This is a genomic window from Winogradskyella ouciana (genome assembly GCF_009709615.1).
GTDB lineage: Bacteria > Bacteroidota > Bacteroidia > Flavobacteriales > Flavobacteriaceae > Winogradskyella > Winogradskyella ouciana.
Genome location: NZ_WJYA01000008.1, coordinates 187,942 through 209,488, shown reverse-complemented (window position 1 = coordinate 209,488; position 21,547 = coordinate 187,942). Strand labels below are relative to the sequence as shown.

14 protein-coding genes and 2 tRNA genes are annotated in these 21,547 nt (G+C 35.9%); 11 read left to right on the top strand and 5 right to left on the bottom strand.

Features of this window, described 5'->3' with window-relative positions; genetic code table 11:
• The 3 genes from F1003_RS13880 (at position 1) to F1003_RS13870 (ending at position 1,615) form a co-directional block, all read left to right on the top strand.
• The gene (locus tag F1003_RS13880) at positions 1–1,218 is read left to right on the top strand and encodes a bifunctional folylpolyglutamate synthase/dihydrofolate synthase (RefSeq protein ID WP_155090034.1); all 1,218 of its coding nucleotides are present in this window, start codon (positions 1–3) and stop codon (positions 1,216–1,218) included.
• Between the two features lie 63 nt (positions 1,219–1,281).
• Positions 1,282–1,356: transfer RNA gene (locus F1003_RS13875), tRNA-Val, on the top strand.
• Positions 1,357–1,540: 184 nt separating this feature from the next.
• A tRNA-Val gene (locus F1003_RS13870) sits at positions 1,541–1,615 on the top strand.
• Positions 1,616–1,666: 51 nt separating this feature from the next.
• On the opposite strand, the gene F1003_RS13865 is transcribed toward F1003_RS13870, so the two are convergent.
• From F1003_RS13865 to gldJ, 3 genes are all read right to left on the bottom strand, one after another.
• The gene (locus F1003_RS13865) at positions 1,667–2,356 is read right to left on the bottom strand and encodes a TVP38/TMEM64 family protein (RefSeq protein WP_155090033.1); all 690 of its coding nucleotides are present in this window, start codon (positions 2,354–2,356) and stop codon (positions 1,667–1,669) included.
• Positions 2,357–2,378: 22 nt separating this feature from the next.
• A complete protein-coding gene (locus tag F1003_RS13860) occupies positions 2,379–3,659 on the bottom strand; it encodes a UDP-N-acetylmuramoyl-tripeptide--D-alanyl-D-alanine ligase (RefSeq protein WP_155090032.1) in 1,281 nt (426 codons plus the stop codon).
• A 63-nt stretch (positions 3,660–3,722) separates the two neighbouring features.
• Positions 3,723–5,402, bottom strand: a complete 1,680-nt coding sequence (gene gldJ / locus F1003_RS13855) for a gliding motility lipoprotein GldJ (protein ID WP_155090031.1) — start codon at positions 5,400–5,402, stop codon at positions 3,723–3,725.
• Between the two features lie 326 nt (positions 5,403–5,728).
• Between gldJ and porU the strand changes: the two genes are divergently transcribed.
• The 7 genes from porU (at position 5,729) to F1003_RS13820 (ending at position 16,048) form a co-directional block, all read left to right on the top strand.
• Positions 5,729–9,580, top strand: coding sequence for a type IX secretion system sortase PorU (gene porU / locus F1003_RS13850; protein WP_155090030.1), 3,852 nt, complete (start codon positions 5,729–5,731; stop codon positions 9,578–9,580).
• A 64-nt stretch (positions 9,581–9,644) separates the two neighbouring features.
• A complete protein-coding gene (gene porV, locus F1003_RS13845) occupies positions 9,645–10,928 on the top strand; it encodes a type IX secretion system outer membrane channel protein PorV (RefSeq protein ID WP_155090029.1) in 1,284 nt (427 codons plus the stop codon).
• Between the two features lie 80 nt (positions 10,929–11,008).
• Complete coding sequence (cdd, locus tag F1003_RS13840; RefSeq protein WP_155090028.1) at positions 11,009–11,491, top strand: cytidine deaminase; 483 nt, start codon at positions 11,009–11,011, stop codon at positions 11,489–11,491.
• Positions 11,492–11,583: 92 nt separating this feature from the next.
• A complete protein-coding gene (gene pdhA, locus F1003_RS13835; protein ID WP_155090027.1) occupies positions 11,584–12,585 on the top strand; it encodes a pyruvate dehydrogenase (acetyl-transferring) E1 component subunit alpha in 1,002 nt (333 codons plus the stop codon).
• 4 nt (positions 12,586–12,589) lie between these two features.
• Entirely contained in the window at positions 12,590–14,263 is a 1,674-nt protein-coding gene (locus F1003_RS13830; RefSeq protein ID WP_155090026.1) for a pyruvate dehydrogenase complex dihydrolipoamide acetyltransferase, read from the top strand.
• Between the two features lie 104 nt (positions 14,264–14,367).
• Positions 14,368–15,372, top strand: coding sequence for a M28 family metallopeptidase (locus F1003_RS13825; protein WP_155090025.1), 1,005 nt, complete (start codon positions 14,368–14,370; stop codon positions 15,370–15,372).
• Positions 15,365–16,048, top strand: coding sequence for an SDR family NAD(P)-dependent oxidoreductase (locus tag F1003_RS13820; RefSeq protein ID WP_155090024.1), 684 nt, complete (start codon positions 15,365–15,367; stop codon positions 16,046–16,048). The genes F1003_RS13825 and F1003_RS13820 overlap by 8 nt, the downstream gene beginning before the upstream one ends.
• A gap of 4 nt (positions 16,049–16,052) precedes the next feature.
• Here the strand turns inward: F1003_RS13820 and F1003_RS13815 are convergent, their stop codons facing one another.
• Together F1003_RS13815 and F1003_RS13810 are read right to left on the bottom strand one after the other, a co-directional pair.
• Positions 16,053–16,349 carry a chaperone modulator CbpM gene (locus F1003_RS13815; protein ID WP_155090023.1) on the bottom strand — a complete coding sequence of 99 codons (297 nt, stop codon included), beginning with the start codon at positions 16,347–16,349 and terminating at the stop codon, positions 16,053–16,055.
• A 2-nt stretch (positions 16,350–16,351) separates the two neighbouring features.
• Positions 16,352–17,266 (bottom strand): DnaJ C-terminal domain-containing protein, encoded by a 915-nt coding sequence (locus F1003_RS13810; RefSeq protein WP_155090022.1) that lies wholly within the window; start codon positions 17,264–17,266, stop codon positions 16,352–16,354.
• A gap of 215 nt (positions 17,267–17,481) precedes the next feature.
• Here F1003_RS13810 and F1003_RS13805 point away from each other — a divergent pair, with 215 nt between their 5' ends.
• The gene (locus tag F1003_RS13805; RefSeq protein ID WP_155090021.1) at positions 17,482–21,525 is read left to right on the top strand and encodes an FG-GAP-like repeat-containing protein; all 4,044 of its coding nucleotides are present in this window, start codon (positions 17,482–17,484) and stop codon (positions 21,523–21,525) included.
• The last annotated feature ends 22 nt before the right edge of the window (positions 21,526–21,547 follow it).

Below are 21,547 nucleotides of genomic sequence, written 5' to 3'. Positions count from 1 at the left end.
ATGAATTACCAAGATACACTCAATTGGATGTTTCAGCAACTACCAATGTATCAAAGTAAAGGTAAAACTGCTTTTAGAAAGGACTTAACTAATGCTTTTAAAATTTCCAATAATTTAGGGGAGCCACATACTAGATTCAAATCGATTCATGTTGCAGGAACCAATGGTAAAGGTTCAACGAGTCATATGTTAGCTTCAGTACTTCAAGAGGCTGGTTACAAAGTTGGTTTATACACATCACCACACCTAAGGGATTTTAGAGAACGTATCCGTATTAATGGTAAAGTTGTAAGTAAACAATTTGTAATTGGGTTTATAAAGCGAAATAAGGCATTTTTTGAAGTAAATAATCTGTCTTTCTTTGAAATGACAGTAGGTATGGCATTCGATTATTTCGCTAAGCAAAATGTTGATATTGCCGTCATTGAAGTTGGGTTAGGTGGTCGTTTGGATTCTACAAATATTATTACACCTGAACTTTCTGTAATAACTAATATAGGATTTGATCATGTACAATTTTTAGGCGACACCCTTGAGAAAATTGCCGCTGAAAAAGCAGGAATCATTAAAGAGAATATTCCGGTTGTCATTGGTGAAACTCAACCTGAAACTCAAACTGTCTTTAAAGAGAAAGCGAAGTCGACCAATTCAGATATTTATTTTTCTGACCAATTAATTGAAAATGTCCTTGAAAGTGATTTAAAAGGTGCATACCAAAAGCATAACATCAAAACCGTTATTCAATCGATAAATGTTCTCCGACATTCTGGTTTTTCAATTTCGGATTCAGAATTAAAAAAGGGACTTCTCAATGTAACCAAGAATACGGGTTTACAAGGGAGGTGGCAAGTAATTCAGTACAATCCAAAAGTTATTTGTGATACTGCTCATAATAAGGAAGGATTAACATTTGTATTGCAACAGTTGCAATTAGAAACATATAGCCAATTTCATATTGTATTCGGAGCCGTAAATGATAAAGATCTAAATACTATAATTCCATTGTTTCCTAAAAATGCTACCTATTATTTTTGTAAACCTGATGTACCAAGAGGTCTGGATGCAGTACTATTACAAAAGAATTTTTTAGAATATAATATACAAGGTGAGGTCTATAAAAGTGTAGAAGAAGCACTTAGTAAGGCAAAATCCAATGCCTCAAATAGCGACCTAATATTTGTAGGAGGAAGCACTTTTGTAGTCGCTGAAATAATTTGATTTTTTTATTGAAATCCTTTTGAGATTTTAAAAACTAGTCTATATTTGCAGTCCTAATTATTAGGGCGCGTAGCTCAGTTGGTTCAGAGCACTTGGTTTACACCCAAGGGGTCAGGGGTTCGAATCCCTTCGCGCCCACAAAAACACAATTCCGATTTGATTTTTCAAATCGGAATTTTTGTTTCAAAATAATACTGAGCGAAGCTAAAAGTGTTATTTTGAAACAAAGATTCCTAGATATTCGAGGGCATATCGAAATTATACTTGCAGTAGCGGTTTCGGTAGGGAAATTCAAAAAAGAAAGTGTATTTTTGAAACTTTAGGGTCATTAACTCAGTTGGTTTAGAGTGTTACCTTGACAGGGTAGAAGTCACTGGTTCGAATCCAGTATGACCCACATCAATCAGAAAACCCAAGCCGTCGCTTGGGTTTTTTTAAGCCCTAAAGCTTACTTTTTGTTCTTTTTCCAATAATAAATTCCAAAGAGAATCAGACTGACTATAGACCCAATTAATAAACCAGACTCTAGGTTTTCCGTAGTTTTACCTAAAATAGCAATTAAAATGGTTAAAGGTAGTATACCCATTACGGTAGCTCCAATAAACTTCCAATAGTTCATATTTAATATGCCAGCAACAAAACTAATGGCATCGTTAGACAAAAACGGATTTATCCTTGTGATTACAACAGCCCAAAAACTAAACGATTCTATAAATTCTTCGATTTTCGTTTCCGTTTTATTTCCCAAGAGTTTTAGAACAAATGTTTGCCCAAAATAATTTCCTATTACATAACCTACAGATGATGCTACAAATACTGCTACTAATATGGTAAGGCTTCCCCAAATAGGTCCATAGGCTAGGATTGAAACCACCATAAGCAATATTGTAGGGATAACGATAAGAAACATCTGTAAAACCATGGCCAATATTAAAACCAATGGACCATACCATCCAAAATTACTTACCCATTTTTTTATTCGCTGTTCGTCGTTACTAGTTAAAACTTCCCATGCAGTATCAAAAAACTGTTGTACGTCAGAAATGATAAGATAAGATGAAATGATACCTAAAACTATAAATAAAGAGATATATAGAGGAAATCTACTTTTCGTTATTTTAGTATTATCCTTAGGCATTTTTTAATTATGGTTTTTTGTATTATAAAATATCCAAAATTCGTTCTAAAGCCATACCTCTAGAGCCTTTTATGAGCAGAGTTGAATTATGAAGGTTGAGTTTATTTAAAATAGGTTTTAAATCTTCAAACTTTTTGAATTTTTTAATGCTTTCACTTGTTGTTGTTTTACTGAAATTTTCGCCTATGAGATACACATTATCTCTAAAATTTTGTTCAGCGAAATCAGCGATATTTTGATGTTCTTTTTCAGCATCAGCACCAAGCTCAAACATATCTCCAAGAAAAAGATATTTGTTCTCGGCTTCTAGCTGCTGTAGATTTTTTAGAGCTGCTAGCATACTTGTTGGGTTAGCGTTGTAAGCATCTAAAATTATTTGTACGGAACCTTTTTGTATGATTTCAGAGCGATTATTATCAGGTTGGTAATTTTCAATTGCTGATTTTATATTATCTCTTGTTACATTAAAATACTGTCCTACAGCTATAGCAACCGCAATATTACCGAAATTGTAATTACCTATTAGTTGACTGTTAATTTCAATTCCGTCGTATTTTATTGTAACAAAAGGATTGGCTTCTATAAATTCAACTACACAATCATTGTTGGAATTACTACCAAACTTTACTGTATTTTGATACTTGCCAATTTGATTCAATTGTTTTGAGTCATCAGCACTTACAAATACAGTCTTGTTATTGGTTTTCAAAAAGTTGTATAATTCAGACTTTCCTTCTATAACTCCTTCAATACTACCAAATCCTTCAAGGTGAGCTTTGCCGAAGTTGGTGATTAAACCATAATCTGGTTGGGCAATGTTAGACAGGAACTCTATTTCCTTTTTATGATTGGCTCCCATTTCTACAATGCCGAAGTCTAAATCTTTAGAAAAACTCAAAAGCGTTAATGGCACACCTATATGATTGTTTAAGTTGCCTTTGGTGGCACTGACATTGTACTGGGTTGACAATACAACATTAATTAGCTCCTTGGTCGTTGTTTTTCCGTTACTACCAGTTAATGAAATAATTGAAATATCAATTTCATTTCTATGGTATGTCGCTAAGTTCTGTAGTGTTGTTAATACATCATCTACTATAAAACAATCATCGCTTAGTACAGCCTTATTATTATCAACTACACAATATTTTGCACCTCCGTTAAAAGCTTGTTCCACAAACTCATTACCATCAAAATTATCGCCTTTTAGTGCAAAGTACATACAACCTTCAGAGAGTTTTCTGGTATCAGTTGATATGCCTGAACTCTTTTTGAACTTTTGATATAAGCTTTCAATTTTCATTGTCTAAAAATAAAAAAGTCCTGATTAACAAATCAGGACTTTTCTAAATATTATTTAACGATTTTAATTACGTTTCTTTTGTGATTTCACAGATTTTGAACCTACTCTAGATACTGCACATCTAAACCCGATGTAGTCCGTTGCCATATCCTGAGGGAAATAACGACGTTGCGCAGGATCAATCCAGTATGCTCTGTCTCTCCAAGAACCACCTTTGTAAACTCTCACTTCGTCATTGATTAAAGATGTTCTATTATTAGACTTATCATATTCTCTAATAAGTTTACCTTCAACAGAATCTACTTCAACTCTATGTCTAGGTGAATTGTACATTTTGTCTGTGGCATTAACTCTATCGTCACCTTCATCAAAACTTTCTCTGTAGTAACGCGAAGAACGCTTATCACCATCTCTAAAGTTTCTATTATCACTCTTATCGAACTGAGTTCTTAAATAAGTTTCTTTTTCATCAACAGGTATTTTTGCAATTTCACCAGGTAAGTTTCTTGCAACGATTTTACCATTGCTTAAAGTATCGTAAACAATTTCATCTACGGTAACTACCTTCACAGTACCATCTTCGTTTAAGGCATTCTTTGTATAAACGTTACCTCTATAGTAGTTGAAGTCATTAAACTCATCATCAACGATAGGACGATAAACATCAGCTACCCATTCAGCAACATTACCAGCCATATCATATAAGCCATAATCATTAGGCTCGTAAGATTTTACTTCTGCAGTAATATCTGCACCATCATCAGACCATCCGGCAATTCCGCCATAGTCTCCTTTACCTTGCTTAAAGTTTGCTAACTGATCGCCACGATTTACACGCTTACCAGATCTAGTGTATTGACCATCCCAAGGGTATTTTTTACGCCCTCGGTATACGTTATAACTTCTTAGATCACTCATCCCAAGAGCGGCATATTCCCACTCAGCCTCCGTTGGGAGTCTAAATTTTACTGGGATTAATCCGGATTCTCTGTTAGCGTAAATATTTATTGGATTGCCATCAGCATCAGTTTGTTGTCTTCTTTTACCGCCTTGTAAAACCTCTTCGCTTCCGCCATAAGTTTCTGTAGGGGCATTAATGTAGGTATCAACATCAAATGTGCTTTCTGCACTTAAGTCAGTGTATTGCGCATCTCTCTTTATGTAACCAGCTTCTTGTAATGATTGCTCAGCAACGCGGTTAGATCTCCAGTTGGCATATTCAACAGCTTGAATCCAGCTTACACCTACAACAGGGTAATTAGCATATCCTGGATGACGCAGATAGTTTTCTGTCATCATTTCATTATAACCTAAACGGTTTCTCCATACTAAGGTGTCTGGAAGTGCACCTTTGTATATTAAGGCATAATTTGGATCGTCTGGAGGATATACTCTCTTTAAATAATCTAAATAGAACAAGTAGTTGAGGTTAGTAACCTCATTCTCGTCCATGTAAAAAGACTGTATGTGCTGCTGTGTGGGAGTGTTGTTCCAATCGTGCATAGGGTCATCCTGTACTTTACCCATTGTAAACGTTCCTCCTTCTATAAAGGCAGTGCCTGGAGGTGTTTCTTGTTCTTTAAAATTGGTGTTGTACTGAAAGCCGCCATTTTTATCATTGATTTTCCAGCCTGTAGCACTATCTACATTGCTAGAATTTGATGATCGCTTACAGCTAACTATGCTAGCACAGACTGCTATAGCGATTAAAAATTTGAGGTTTGAGACATTTTTCATATCCATACGTTTAAGTAAGCTCGTTAAATATTAGTTCCGCAATATAACAATTAAAGGTAAACTGACAACTTTTTTTTGCATGAAAAATCAAAAAATCGTGCATTTCATCCTTTTTTTTGAACACAATAACGGATTTTTTGCATAATATCGGTGTATTTTGCTCTTTAATAACGAGCCTTGAAATAAAATATTGTTGTATTTTTGAAATAAAAGTCAAAGCCTCATAATAACACTTTATATTAGGCGTTATTTTACTGTAAATTTATATCAAAGTCAGGTTAGTGATGTTTTAAAGTGAAATTTACGGAAAAAACCAAACCATCGAATCTTAAATGAAAAATTGCTATATCTTATTTTTTTCGCTTTTAGCTATGCTTTCTTATGGGCAGCAAAAACAATTCAATATTAATTGGAATGGTGAAAAAGAACTTGAAACTGCTTATGGCAAGATGGTTGTTCCTGCTTTTGAGAAGACGCACTTTAATTATGATGATAAAAAAGGCTTAACATTTTTTGCACAATGGGATAGTAACGGAAATGCAATTGACGAAAATTCAGTAACACTATCTAACGTTTCCTATGAAACCATCAGCGAATCCGATTTAAAGAACCTAAATTCACAGCTTATACCTAAATCGCCCAAGTATAAATTTTACAACACTAACGCTAGAGGAAAGAGAGCTTACTATTTTGAAATTAGCCCTATTGTGAATGATAGAGGTGTATATAAAAAACTCACGTCTTTTTCCATTAACTATAGCACATCAGCGAGTAGAACACAAACGGCATCAAGAAATGAAATCACAAATTCAGTATTAAGTACTGGCGAATGGTATAGATTTTATATAGAAGAGTCTGGCGTGTTCCAATTAACAAAGGGTTTCTTGAATAGTTTGGGTGTTAACACAAATTCTGTAGATCCCAGAAATGTGAAAATTTATGGTAATGGTGGTAGAATGTTACCCTTGTTGAATTCTGCTGAATATCCTTTTGATGTTGTAGAGAATGCTATAAAGTTTGTTGGCGAAGAAGATGGCAGTTTTGACAATAGTGATTATATACTATTTTATGGTGAAGGACCAACAACATACAGTGAAGAGAGTAATACTAACTTAAATCTATATACTGATAAGACGTATTACTATGTTAATGTAAGTCCGGGAAATGGAAAACGTATTCAGGCTATGCCAAATATAGTTGCAGCTGCAGACATTGAGATTGATACATTTCAAGATTATCAATTTTACGAAGTTGATGAACACAACTTAGCGAAATTGGGTCGTCGATGGTTTGGTGATGATTTCGATATAGAAAATCAACGTGTTTACAATTTTCAATTTCCAAATTTGGTGGCTAGTGAACCTGTACGTTTTGATATAGCTGTTGGTTCTGTTTCAGAAACAGCTGGTTCTACAATGGGAGTCACTATTAACGGTAATTTCGTTTCCAGCTTAAACTTAGGGGTAATCAGTCCAGGTTCGGTTTTAGGAACTTCAGCTTCATTTGGGGAGAACCTTAATATTTCGTCCGATGCCATTACAGTGACATTAGATTATAACAATAACGGAAATCCTTCAGCAAATGCGTACTTAGATTTTATTAATATAGAAGCAACAAGAGGATTGATCTATGAAGGAGAGCAATTGGTGTTTAAAAACAGAGATGTTGTAACTACACCTGGTATTGCACAATATAACTTGGCTAACGCTTCTGGTATTCAAGAAATATGGGATATCACCGACCGATTTAATGTTGCAAATCTACCCAACACAGACAGTCAAGGTAACTTATCTTTTAAAGCCCAGTCTGGTGAGGAGCGCATTTATTTGGCATTTTCTACTTCAAATACGTTGCAGCCTAAAAAAGACAATAATTCTGTTGTAGCCAATCAAAATTTAAAAGGAACCATCTTCAATAATGCTCAGGGAGCTTTTGAAGATATTGACTATATCATTTTAACTCCAACTCAGTTGTTATCTCAGGCTGAGCGTTTGGCTCAAATTAATAGAAATCAGTATAATTTAAATGTAAAGGTTGTAGACCTACAGACTATATATAATGAATTTAGTACTGGCAGTCAGGATATAGCAGCCTTAAGGAATTTTGTGAAATACGTCTATGATAATGCCAGTACTCCAAGTAATAGATTGAAATATTTATGCCTGTTTGGTGAAGGTTCATATGACTATAAAGATAGAATTACTAATAATACCAATTTAGTGCCTTCTTGGTATTCCACTCAAAGTTTTAGCCTTACCAATTCTTTTGTGTCAGATGATTTTTATGCCATGTTGGATTTCAATGAGGGCTCAATGAGTAATGCGGATAGAATGGATATTGCCGTAGGAAGAATTTTAGCTGAAGATGTTCAGCGCGCTAAGGAAATGGTAGATAAGATAGATGCGTACTATCAACCTGAAGCTTATGGAAGTTGGAGAAACAATGTGCTGCTCATTTCTGATGACGTAGATATACAATGGGAAAGAATTTTACAGGAAACTACTGATGGCATAGGTACAGAGATAGAGGATGAAAAACCATTTTTTAATGTCGTGAAAATACATACGGATGCTTTTGAGCAAGAATCCTCAGCGGCAGGAAATAGATACCCAGAAGTAAATAATGCAGTTAAGGATGCTATTGAAGTTGGTGCGTTAGTCGTAAATTATTTCGGACATGGTGGTGAGGACGGATTAGCTAAAGAACGAATCTTTGATAAGTTTGATGCGCAAGAAGTAAATAATGTATGTAAATTCAACTTATTCATAACTGTAACTTGCGAATACACCAAATTTGATGATCCTCAAAGAGATACAGCAGGTGAGTTTACATTCTGGAACAAAAATGGCGGTGCCATTGCGCTTATTACAACTACTAGGCAAATTTTTGTGACAGTAGGCGTGGCTTATAATGAAATACTTGACGATTATTTATTCGCTTTTGGCTCAAATGATTATCCAACAATTGGTGAGGCTTTAAGACTTACAAAAACAGATAATAGTATATCTGGGATTACACAGAAGCGTTTGGTGTTTTTAATTGGTGACCCAGCAATGAAACTGGCTTTTCCTAAGCCCGATATTAGGTTGACTAAGGTTAATGATGTAGTAATCACACAACCTATCGATACACTTAAAGCACTGAGTTATACAAAACTGGCAGGAGAAGTGACCGATGTCAACGGAAACTTATTATCTAATTATAACGGGACTTTAACGGCAACTGTATTTGATAAACAAATTGATCGCCAAACTTTAGCAAATGATGGTGTAACCGATAGCAACGGGGAAATAATTTTAGACTTTACCACTCTGGGTGAGATTATATTTAGAGGACAAGCTACGATTGAAAATGGGCAATTTGAGTTCGATTTTGTTGTCCCTCGAGATATAGGTATTCCAGTAGGAAATGGTAAAGTGAGTTTTTATGCACAGACCAATAATCCACTATCAGACCAAACAGGTGCCAACTTCGACATAAAAGTTGGAGGCATAAACGAAAATGCACCAGAAGATAATATTGGGCCAGTAATTAATTTATTCATGAACGACGAGAATTTCGTTTCTGGTGGTATAACCAATGAGTCTCCAAATTTATTAGCTAAACTTCAAGATGATAATGGTATAAATACCGCAAGTGGTATAGGTCATGATATCACGGCTATTATTGATGGTGATGAAACTAACCCTATTGTTTTAAACGATTATTATCAGGCCAATGTAGATGATTACACCAACGGTACGGTAAGCTATCCTTTTAGAGACTTAGAACCTGGCTTGCATACGCTAACCCTAAAGGCTTGGGATGTTTATAATAATTCTTCTACAGCAGAAATTCAGTTTACTGTATTCGATAAAGATGAAGAACTTGTGGTAACCAATGTACTTAATTACCCAAACCCATTTGTTAACTATACGGAATTTTGGTTTAACCACAATAGTATAGAGCCTTTAGACGTTTCAGTACAGATATTTACAGTTTCCGGTAAATTAGTAAGAACATTAAATGGACAAACCACGGGAGGCAGTAAGTCCGTAAGCTCTCTATCTAAAGACATTGTATGGGATGGAAGAGACGATTTTGGAGATAAAATAGGAAAAGGTGTCTATGTCTATAAACTAAAAGTGAGATCTAACCGTTTAAATAAGCAAGTTGAAAAAATTCAAAAACTTGTCATACTCTAATAATAAATTATATTTGCAAACCAATTGATGCTAAGGCATTAGCATTAATAACTTAATATTAAACATGAAAAAATACGCAATAACCCTTATCGCTTTTGCAACACTTAACTTTACTTTTGCACAAGAGACCGTGCAAATTGTACCAAACTCTTCTGACAGTAGGGTTATAACTACTGGAGTTCCATTTATGCTCATTGCACCAGATGCAAGGTCGGCAGCAATGGGAGATATGGGAGTTGCTACGTCAATGGACGGGTTTTCACAACAATGGAATCCGGCAAAATATGTTTTCTCTGAAGCTAAATCTGGTGCGGGTTTAAGCTATACACCATATTTAAGCAAATTGGTTAATGACATCTCAATCAGTTACGCTACCTATTTTAATAGAATAAATGAATATAGTGCAGTCTCTGCAAGTTTCAAGTATTTTAGTTTAGGTGAAATTACGCTTACACAAAGTGAAAATGACCCTGGTATTAACGTAAAGCCAAATGAGTTCACGGCAGATGTAGCATATACTTTAAGATTAGCGGATCAATTTGCTATGGCAGTAGCAGTACGTTATATGAGATCTGATTTAAGGATAGATCAAGTTGATCCTAACGCTGATGCTGCGAGTACGTTCGGAGCAGATTTAACAGGTTATTACCAAAGTGAAGAAGAAGCTTATAATGATTTTAATGGACGTTGGAGAGCTGGTTTTGCGATTCAGAACTTAGGGCCTAAGTTTAAGTACGATGACGGAGGTAGAGAGAACTTTCAGCCAACAACTTTAAGATTAGGTGCTGGTTTCGATTTTATTTTTGATGAATACAGTAAATTAGGAATCACTGCTGAGGTAGCTAAATTGTTGGTGCCAACACCACCTAGATTAGGGGATAGAATTGTGTTTACAGATACTAATGGTGATGGTGTTTATACACCTCCTGCTGATCCCAATGATGTTCAGCCAGGTGAGGATTTTCAAACGGATGAGCAAGAAGCTGCATCTGAAGAAGATGTTATAATAGAAGGACAAGATAATAATGTAAGTTTTTTAAATGGCATCTTTCAATCATTTGGTGATGCACCAGGTGGATTTAGTGAAGAGCTAAGAGAGTTTACTTGGGCATTGGGAGCTGAATACACTTATCAAGAAAACTTTGCATTTAGAGCAGGTTACTTTAACGAAGCTGAAGATAAAGGAGCTCGTAAGTTCTTTGCCTTAGGAGCAGGATTTAAATACACTACTATTAATATAGATTTGTCATATTTGTTCTCGGCATCAAGGGTGCAAAGTCCGCTTGAGAATACATTGCGTTTTTCTCTTACTTTCAATTTTGGAGATGGTGAATATGATGAGTATTAGAAATTAAAAATAATCATAACACAAAAAACTATTGTTTTACAAAAAGCAATAGTTTTTTTGTCTAAAATAAAGTCAAGATTATGAAGGAAGTGAAAATAGAAACTGAACTAAAGGTTTATGATGATGTTAGCGAACTTCCAACTGATGTTCAAGAATTAATGAAATCGGCCCTAGAGGCTAGGGAAAATGCCTATGCTCCTTATTCTAAATTTAAGGTTGGTGCCGCAATATATTTAGATAATAATGAGGTTGTTATTGGTAGCAATCAAGAAAATGCGTCTTACCCTTCGGGCTTATGTGCTGAGCGAACAGCAATCTATTATGCTGGTGCTAAACATCCCAATGCCAAAATCTTAAAAATGGCATTAACCGCTTCTTCACAAAATCAAATTACAGATACGCCAATTCCTCCATGCGGAGCTTGTAGACAAGCTATTGCAGAATACGAAATTAAACAAAATCAACCCATTGAAATTTATTTTATGGGTGCTAAGGGAAAGGTTGTAAAATCAAACTCATTGGCCAATTTATTGCCTTTAGGTTTCGATAGAAGTTTCCTGTAACGTTTTCGTAACAAATTTTACTATTTTCAGTTTCTCCTTTAGTTTCTAATATGTTATTTTTGTTAATCCGATAATAAAGAACGAATCAAAAAATGCAAAAAATAACTAAAGAGGTTTACCTAAAGTGGTATGAGGATATGTTATTCTGGCGAAAGTTTGAAGACAAACTCGCAGCAGTCTACATTCAGCAAAAAGTAAGAGGATTTCTTCATTTGTATAATGGACAAGAGGCTGTTTTAGCCGGAGCCTTACATGCCATGGATTTAACCAAGGACAAAATGATTACCGCTTATCGTAATCATGTTCAACCTATAGGTATGGGAGTAGATCCAAAGCGCGTAATGGCAGAATTGTACGGTAAAGCAACAGGGACATCTCAAGGCCTTGGTGGATCTATGCATATATTTTCTAAAGAACACCGTTTTTATGGAGGTCATGGTATCGTAGGTGGGCAAATTCCTTTAGGTGCTGGTATTGCATTTGGGGATAAATATCACGACAGTGACGCCGTAACTCTTTGCTGTTTTGGTGATGGTGCCGCGAGACAAGGTTCGTTACACGAAACGTTTAATTTAGCAATGCTTTGGAATTTACCAGTAGTTTTTGTTTGCGAAAACAATGGATATGCCATGGGAACTTCAGTGGAGCGTACAGCCAATCATTCAGATATTTGGAAACTAGGTCTAGGTTACGAAATGCCATCAGGTCCAGTTGATGGAATGAACCCTATTAAAGTAGCCGAAGCTTTTGATGAAGCTATTCAACGTGCTAGAAAAGGTGGTGGACCATCTTTCTTGGAGGTAAAGACATACCGTTACAGAGGACACTCTATGTCTGATGCGCAACATTATAGAACAAAGGATGAAGTTGAGGAGTACAAGAAAATTGACCCTATTACACAAGTTAAAGACATTATTCTAGAAAAAAAATACGCTACAGAAGAAGAAATTAAGGCAATTGATAAGCGTGTTAAGGCTCGAGTTTCTGAATGTGAAAAATTTGCGGAGGAATCACCATTTCCAGAAAAGAGTGTGATGTACGATGCTGTTTATGAGCAAAAGGATTATCCATTTATAGACCATAAAATAAGATAAAACTATGGCAGAAGTAATAAATATGCCGCGTTTGAGCGACACAATGGAAGAAGGAACTGTTGCTACTTGGTTAAAGAAAATTGGTGACAAAATTGAGGAAGGAGATATTTTAGCTGAAATTGAAACCGATAAAGCGACTATGGAGTTTGAATCTTTCAACGAAGGTACTTTACTTCATATTGGTATTGAAGAAGGTGAGACTGCCAAAGTAGATACACTTTTAGCAATTATTGGTGAAGAAGGAGAGGATATTTCTGACTTAGTAAATGGAAGTGTTTCAGAAGCTGAAGCGAAGGAGGATACAGATAAAGACGATTCTGAAACTTCAAACGAAAAATCTGAGGAAGATTCGTCAAAAGATACATCTGAGGACAGCTCAAAATCAGAAAGCGAAACTGAATTGCCAGAAGGTGTTACTGTGGTTACAATGCCTCGTTTGAGTGATACTATGGAAGAGGGAACTGTGGCAACATGGTTAAAGAAAGTTGGGGATGAAGTAGAAGAAGGAGATATTTTAGCTGAGATTGAAACTGATAAAGCGACTATGGAGTTCGAATCATTTCAATCGGGTACACTTTTACATATTGGATTAAAAGAAGGTGAATCTGCAAAAGTAGATGCGCTGTTAGCAATAATCGGTCCTGCGGGAACTGACGTTTCAGCTATAGCCAAAAACTTTAAATCAGGAGGTGGATCTTCAGAGGAAAAGAAAAAAGAAACACCAAAAAAAGAAGATAAGAAAACCGAATCTAAGAAGGAAGAACCAAAGAAAGAGCCTAAATCTAATGACTCTGTCACGTCGAGCGCAGCCGAGACGTCTTCTGGAGGACGCATTTTCGCTTCGCCATTGGCTAAAAAAATGGCAAATGAAAAAGGCATCAATCTTAATCAAGTCAAAGGTTCAGGTGAAAACGGTAGAATAGTAAAACGAGATATCGAAAACTATACACCAAGTTCTTCAACAGCATCTGTTGGGAAATTTGTGCCAACTGGCCAAGAGGATTATGATGAGGTTGCCAATTCTAATATGCGAAAAGCCATTGCCAAAAATTTAGCAAAATCTAAATTCAGTGCACCGCATTATTATTTGAATGTGGAATTTGACATGGAAAACGCCATTGCCTTTAGAGCGCAATACAACTCTTTACCAGATACTAAAATATCTTATAACGACATGATTGTTAAGGCTTGTGCCTTAGCATTAAAGCAGCATCCGCAAGTCAATTCACAATGGTTCGACGATAAAATGCGAATGAATAATCATGTACATATTGGTGTTGCCGTTGCAGTGCCAGATGGTCTTGTTGTACCAGTTGTAAAATTTGCAAATGAGCAATCTTTACCACAGATCAATGCTGCAGTAAAGGAATATGCAGGTAAGGCAAGAAACAAGAAATTAACGCTTGATGAAATGGAAGGTAGCACCTTTACGGTTTCAAATTTAGGAATGTTTGGTATCGAAAGTTTTACCTCTATTATTAATCAACCAAATTCGGCGATACTTTCTGTTGGTGCCATTATTGAAAAACCAGTGGTTAAAAACGGGCAAGTTGTTCCTGGGAATACAATGAAATTATCCATGGCATGTGACCACAGAACAGTTGATGGTGCAACGGGAGCACAATTCCTTCAAACATTAAAAGGGTATATTGAGAATCCTGTAACCATGTTGGTTTAATGCAACATGTCATTCTGAACTTTATTCAGAACCTAAATATTAAAAATCCTGTTTTATCTTTTTGAAACAGGATTTTTTTATCTTTAAAATCTAAACACAATTCTATGAAACAAGTAAAATTCTTTATTCTCTTTTTTGTTATAGTGGCATGCTCATCGACCCAAAAAAAGATTGATAGTCAGCCAGAAGAAGAGAGTCTGCCACAAGAAGTGATTGTAGCTTCAACACCAGCATTCCCTATTGTAACACCCGAGGCGATTAAAGAAAGTATGGAGTATTTGGCTTCCGACGAGTTAGAAGGTAGGGCTACTGGTAGTGAAGGTATAGAAAAAGCTGCTGTTTTTATTGAGAACTATTTTAAGAAAAATAATATCAAACCATATTTTGAAACTTATCGAGACACTTTTAAGCTTGGTGACATTATTGGTTATAATGTAGTAGGGATGATAGAAGGAAATGATCCAAAATTAAAAGATGAGTTTATCATATTAGGTGGGCATTACGATCATATTGGAGAGGGAAAAGAAGTTAATGGTGATAAAATTGCCAATGGAGCAAACGATGATGCCTCTGGTACTATTGCAGCTATGGAGTTTGGAAAACACTTTGCTAATTTAAAAACCAACAAGCGCAGTATTTTAATAACATTATATGCTGCAGAAGAAATGGGATTAAAAGGCTCTGCTCATTTGGCTAAGCGACTAAAGGATAATAGCTTAAACGCATATACCATGATAAATTTTGAAATGATTGGTGTACCAAGATCTGAAGATAAGACCATGGCATATATGAGTGGTTATAATCGCTCTAATTTTGCGCAAACTTTAAATAAATATGCGGGTGAGGAGGTCGTTGGTTTCTTTCCAAAGGCTAAGGAATTCAATTTGTTCTTTAGATCAGATAACTTTCCTTTCTATAAAGAGTTTAATATGCCAGCACACGCAATATCAACATTCGATTTCACGAATTTTGAGTATTACCATCATGTAGATGACGAAGCCGATAAGATGGATTATAACCATATGGCAAGTTTTATCAATAAAATGATTCCTGGATTAGAAGGGATGATGAATGCTCCAACCAAAGAAGTGACTTTAAGCGATGAGTAAAAATATAATTATCACAGGAACTAGTAGAGGTATGGGATTTGAGTTGGTGCATCTTTTCGCCAATCAAGGTCATAATGTTTTAGCGCTCTCTAGAAATGCGCAGCCAGTAAACAATTTGAATTTTGATAACATCACATCTTTCGCTTTTGATTTATGTAAACAAGAAGACTATTTAAAAGTTAAAGAATTTATTGAAACAGAATGGGAACAAGTTGATATTCTTATAAATAATGCAGGCTTATTATTAAATAAACCTTTTGCGGAAACTAGCTTTAAAGATTTTACGCAAGTATATCAAACTAATGTTTTCGGTGTTGCTGAAATGACCAGAATCGTATTGCCGTTTATGAAGAACGATGGGCACGTAGTGACCATTAGTTCCATGGGTGGTATCCAAGGGAGTGTAAAGTTTGCGGGACTTTCTGCATATAGCTCTAGTAAAGGAGCTGTGATTACCTTAATGGAACTTTTAGCTGAAGAATACAAGGAATCAGGTCCTCAGTTTAATACATTAGCTTTAGGTGCTGTGCAAACCGAAATGCTTGCTGAAGCATTTCCTGATTATAAAGCTTCTACTTCTGCGCTTCAAATGGCAGAATATATACATGATTTTGCGCTTAATGGTAATAAATATTATAATGGTAAAACGCTACAGGTTTCAAATTCTACTCCTTAGTTATTTAAATATCCTCAAAACGTTTTAATCGATTTTTGGTCCTGGTCAATTCTTGTTTTAGGTGGTCAATTTTCTTTAGAAGATTAAAAACGGTATCGATACCTTCAAAATTTAAGTTGAGCTCTTGGTGCATGCGAATCATTTTTTCAACATCTGCAATATGATCGCGATGAAGACAATGTTTTTTTTCAACGGTTATGGTTTCTATAAGCCCGTATTCTTTTAGCCCATTAAAAAAAGACATTTCAATTTGATAATGTGTGCATAATTCTGGTAATGCTATATAATATGTGTCTTTCATTGTTATTGTAGTTTTGCTAATTCTTCAAAAAGTTCTTTTTCCTTAGAGCTTAGTCTTTTTGGAAGCTCAACATTGTATGTGACATATAAGTCACCATATTCATTTTCTTTTTTATATTTAGGAAATCCTTTGCCTTTCAGTTTAACTTTCGTGCCATTTTGGGTAAGTGGCTTAACCTTTAATTTAGCTTTACCATTAAAGGTTTCAATTGTGATTTCCCCTCCTAATACAGCCGTATATATATCTATATTTTCTGTTTTATAGAGGTTAGCACCGTCTCGTTTAAAGGGCGTGTTATTCAAAATTTTAAACTCAATATAAAGATCGCCGTTTGGCCCATTGTTTACACCTGGCCCACCTTTACCCTTAATTTTTATGGCCTGACCATCTGTTACTCCCGCTGGTATTGTAAGTCTAATGTTTTTACCGTTGACAGTGAGTACTTGCTTTTGGGATGTATAGACATCTGTAAGGTTGAGCTGCAATTGTGCATTAAAATCCTGACCTCTAAATTTTATGTTTTGTCCTCTACCTCTCCCTGAAAAGCTTCCGCCAAACATGGATTCAAAGAAATCTGAATAATCAGACCCAGCACCAAACCCTTCAAATCCTTCAAACCCTTCAAATCCATCGGCACCTTGATATTGACCACGAGATTGTTGTTGCTGTCTAGCCTGTTCGTAAGCTTCACCTTCTTTCCAATGCTCTCCGTATTTATCGTATTTCTTTCTAAATTCTGGATTGCTCAATACTTCATTGGCCTCGTTGAGTTGTTTAAATTTGATTTCTGCCTCCTTGTCATTAGGATTTAGATCTGGATGGTATTTTCGTGCCAGTTTCCTATATGCTTTTTTAATTTCAGATTCTGAAGCATCTTTATCTACACCGAGAATTTTATAATAATCAATAAATGCCATGAATATTTTAAACTATTTAAATTTGAACGATTACTAAGTTAAAAGATTTTTTGCGCTTTTTCAATGAATTTATTGACTGAATAAGAGTATTGTTTAATTGTGTTATGTGTGTTAAAAAGTAAAAAACATCGATAAAAATAAAAGGAGTCTGTTAAAACAATAATATATATTTAATTATTTAGTGTTATTATTATATTTATGAAAAATTTGAGGATATGATAAAACAACTACTCGACTATAAACTCTATCTTTCTTCAATATTCATTGCATTAACCTTTATGTTCAATGGTTACGCTCAGACTTTTGACCGTGTGGAAACCATCATAGGATTAGGTGAACTGCAAAACAACAACGGAATCGCAGTTGCCGACTACGATGGCGATAATGACCTCGATATATTTGTTGTGGCAAAAGCAATCGATGACCCTGAGAATCCTATAACACTTAGCAGACTATTTAGAAATAATAATGATGGATCTTTCACGGATGTTACTGAAGAGGCTGGTTTTTCCGAAATGTACGCTCCAGAAATGGCACCTGAAGAATTTACAGGTCTAGATGGTTATAAATTTGGAGCATCCTGGGGCGATTATAACAACGATGGTTTCCCAGATTTATTTATGACGTTTCTCGATGAGGTGCAGTTATGGCGAAATTTGGGCAACGGAACGTTTGCAGATGTAACAGAGATTTCAGGTATAACAAGTGTTAATGATTGTGGCAATACAGGCGCAACTTGGTTTGATTATAATAATGATGGTTTTTTGGATTTGTTTATCGCAGATTGGGCAAGATGTTCAAAAAGTACACTGTATTTAAACGATGGCGATTCAACATTCACAGATGTTAGCCAAACTACGGGTATTTCTAACACTAACATATATGCGAGTTTTGTAGGATTACCTTTTGATTTTAACTCTGATGGTTTTATGGATCTATATGTTTCTAATGATCTCGGTGAGCCTAATGAATTATTTATAAACCAAAGTGGAACTAGCTTTGTTGATGAGGCTGTAAGCTATAATGTCAACACAACAGGAGATGATATGGGAATAGCTGTTGGTGATTACAATTTAGATGGCTTGTTTGATATTTTTGTTACTGCTATAGATGACAATTTTCTGTTAACAAATAATGGCGATGGTACTTTTTCAGAATTGGCAGATGCTAATGGCGTTGGTAACTCATTATGGTCTTGGGGAACACGTTTCTCGGATTTTGATTTAGATGGTGATGAGGATTTATTTGTTGCAAACGGATTTGTTCCTAACCGTAGAGGTGAAGAACCAAATTTTTATTATAGAAATATGGCTTCACAGGGTTCGAGTTCATTTGTTGATTTTTCTTCTCAGTTGGGTTTAAATGAACTTGGAATAAGTGTTGAAGCTAACGATTTTGATTATGACAATGATGGAGATGTCGATTTGCTTGTAACCAATAGTGATAGATCTGTATTCTTTTATGAAAACAAAACGCTCAACTATGATGACACCGTAAGTACTTTAAGTTGGTATAAGGTGGTTTTACAGGGAACAACATCTAATAGAGATGCCATAGGAACAACGGTTACTTTAACGACTGACATAGGGGTATTTAAAAGATATTACTCAGGAGTTGGTTTTTTAAGTCAGAATCTACAACCATTGCATTTTGGGTTAAATAACGCAACAGAAATTACACAGATACAAATTGAGTGGCCTTCTGGATTGGAGGAAACATACAATAACTTAGAAACTAATAAAACCGTTAAGGTTGTTGAAGGTCAGGGAATTGAGGTGTTAGATATTCAGCCTAGTCAAAAAGTGTATGGTTGTACAGACCCTGTGTCTTGTAATTATAATCCGGATGCAACCTTAGATGATGGCTCGTGCACCTATTTGCCATCACAAGTTATAATAGGTAATACAAATTCTTCTTTTCTAAGAACCGAAACTTATTCTTACAACATTGCACCAGGTTCAACAGCTAATTGGCAAGTTTCAGGAGGAGAGATTTTAAGTGGACAAGGAACAAATAGTATAATGGTAAAGTGGCATTTAGAGGAATCAGGGCGCGTAGCTATTACTGAATCTGACGATGAATGCTCAAGTTTAGAAGCCTCGATTGACGTAACATTAGGTGTTGATAATCTTCCCGAAGGTATATCCATTGCAAGATTGTGGAATGAAGCCTTGCTTGAGGCAATCAGGGATGATTTTGCCAGGCCAACGGTACATGCCAGAAACTTGTTTCATACCAGTGTAGCTATGTACGATATTTGGGCAATTTATGATGACGTTGCTACACCTTACTTAATTGGTAATACGGTGAATGGTTTCTCGAGTACACTTGAAGAATTCACACCAACTGAAGATTTAGAGACTTCTTTGAGCAAGTCCATTAGCTATGCTATGTATCGTTTAATGTTACATCGCTTTCAGAATTCGCCAGGATTAGAGGAAACTCAAGCAAGATTGAATTTATTAATGGAAAAATTAGGCTATGATACAAACTTTACATCGTTAATGTATGAAGACGGAGATGCAGCAGCCTTTGGGAATTATGTAGCACAAAATTTAATTGACTATGGTTTACAAGATGGCTCTAGGGAAACCACAGGCTATGATAATGCTTATTACGAACCGGTTAACGATCCGTATGCTTTAGATGCTAATAGTGGAGAGAATCCACCGATTATAGATCCTAATCGCTGGCAACCGTTGGCACTAAACATCTTCATAGATCAAGGAGGTCAAATTATTGATGAAGACACTCCACCGTTTTTGAGTCCAGAATGGGGAAATGTATCTGGATTTGCTTTATCCGAAGACGACAAAGTAACGTTTCAAAGAGATGGTAATGATTTTCATGTTTTTCATGACCCTTCAGATCCGCCTTATATCAGCTGGACAGAAGATAACGAAGAAAGCGATGCCTATAAATGGGGATTTTCAATGGTTTCGGTTTGGCAATCGCATTTAGATCAAAATGATGGAGTGATGTGGGATATCTCCCCAAATTCCATCGGTAATGCTGATATCAGTACGTTCCCAACAGACTATGCTGACTATCCCAGTTTCTATAACTTTTTTGAAGGAGGTGCCAATGGCAACGGCCATGCTTTAAATCCTGTAACAGGTAACCCATACGACGTTAATATGGTACCACGTGGAGATTATGCAAGAGTCCTGGCAGAATTTTGGGCAGACGGCCCAGATTCTGAAACTCCTCCTGGCCATTGGTTTACAATTTTAAACTATGTGAATGATCATCCACAATTTGAAAAACGTTTTGAAGGTGAAGGAGACATTTTAGACCCTTTGGAATGGGACGTAAAAGCATATTTTATTTTAGGAGGAGGTATGCACGATTCAGCGATTTCAGCGTGGAGCGTTAAGGGTTGGTATGATTATATTCGACCGATTTCTGCAATTCGCTCTATGGCAGAACGAGGACAGAGCACAGACAATACTTTAGATAATTACGATGTTGGAGGCATTCAGCTTATTGATGATTATATAGAAATTGTTGAGGAAGGTGATCCTTTGGCAGGTTTTGCCAATCAACACGTTGGTAAAATAAAATTATACACTTGGAAAGGTCATGATTTTATTGGTAATACAGAAACCGACCAAGCAGGAGTAGGCTGGATTTTAGCAGAGGATTGGTATCCGTATCAACGCCCCACATTTGTTACACCGCCATTTGCTGGCTATGTGTCTGGGCATTCTACTTTTTCAAGAGCTGCGGCAGAATTGATGGCTATGATGACGGGTAGCGAATTTTTTCCAGGTGGATTGGGAGAGTTTACCGCAAAAGCCAATGAGTTTTTAGTATTCGAAGAAGGTCCTTCAGTGGATGTAGTCTTGCAATGGGCAACCTATAGAGATGCATCTGACCAAACGAGTTTAAGTAGGATTTGGGGAGGCATTCACCCACCAGCAGATGATATTCCTGGTCGTTTTATAGGTCAAGTGGTTGCAGAAGATACTTTTGATTTTGCCGTGCCATATTTTAGCGGACAACTAAGTGTTGAAGAACTTGATGCGCCTATCAAGATATATCCAAACCCAACTGTTGATAGGGAAATTTTTATTGGTCAAACAGATGGTAGTGAAACTATTGAGGTTTTTGATATCAGTGGGAGACGAATAGAGTTAGCCAATAGAACTTATGACGAATTAAATCATACTACCTCACTAAAGTTTAATGATACAGCCTCTGGATTGTATTTGATAAGGGTTAACGATACTTCTAAAATGATTGTGGTTAAGGATTAGGAGTCTAAATAATTACAATTAT

Coding starts and splice junctions, on each gene's coding strand:
- F1003_RS13815 (WP_155090023.1), bottom strand. CDS start 16,349: ATGAAAGACACATATTATATAGCATTACCAGAATTATGCACACATTAT.
- F1003_RS13825 (WP_155090025.1), top strand. CDS start 14,368: ATGAAACAAGTAAAATTCTTTATTCTCTTTTTTGTTATAGTGGCATGC.
- porU (WP_155090030.1), top strand. CDS start 5,729: ATGAAAAATTGCTATATCTTATTTTTTTCGCTTTTAGCTATGCTTTCT.
- F1003_RS13810 (WP_155090022.1), bottom strand. CDS start 17,266: ATGGCATTTATTGATTATTATAAAATTCTCGGTGTAGATAAAGATGCT.
- pdhA (WP_155090027.1), top strand. CDS start 11,584: ATGCAAAAAATAACTAAAGAGGTTTACCTAAAGTGGTATGAGGATATG.
- cdd (WP_155090028.1), top strand. CDS start 11,009: ATGAAGGAAGTGAAAATAGAAACTGAACTAAAGGTTTATGATGATGTT.
- F1003_RS13805 (WP_155090021.1), top strand. CDS start 17,482: ATGATAAAACAACTACTCGACTATAAACTCTATCTTTCTTCAATATTC.
- gldJ (WP_155090031.1), bottom strand. CDS start 5,402: ATGGATATGAAAAATGTCTCAAACCTCAAATTTTTAATCGCTATAGCA.
- F1003_RS13860 (WP_155090032.1), bottom strand. CDS start 3,659: ATGAAAATTGAAAGCTTATATCAAAAGTTCAAAAAGAGTTCAGGCATA.
- F1003_RS13820 (WP_155090024.1), top strand. CDS start 15,365: ATGAGTAAAAATATAATTATCACAGGAACTAGTAGAGGTATGGGATTT.
- F1003_RS13865 (WP_155090033.1), bottom strand. CDS start 2,356: ATGCCTAAGGATAATACTAAAATAACGAAAAGTAGATTTCCTCTATAT.
- F1003_RS13880 (WP_155090034.1), top strand. CDS start 1: ATGAATTACCAAGATACACTCAATTGGATGTTTCAGCAACTACCAATG.
- porV (WP_155090029.1), top strand. CDS start 9,645: ATGAAAAAATACGCAATAACCCTTATCGCTTTTGCAACACTTAACTTT.
- F1003_RS13830 (WP_155090026.1), top strand. CDS start 12,590: ATGGCAGAAGTAATAAATATGCCGCGTTTGAGCGACACAATGGAAGAA.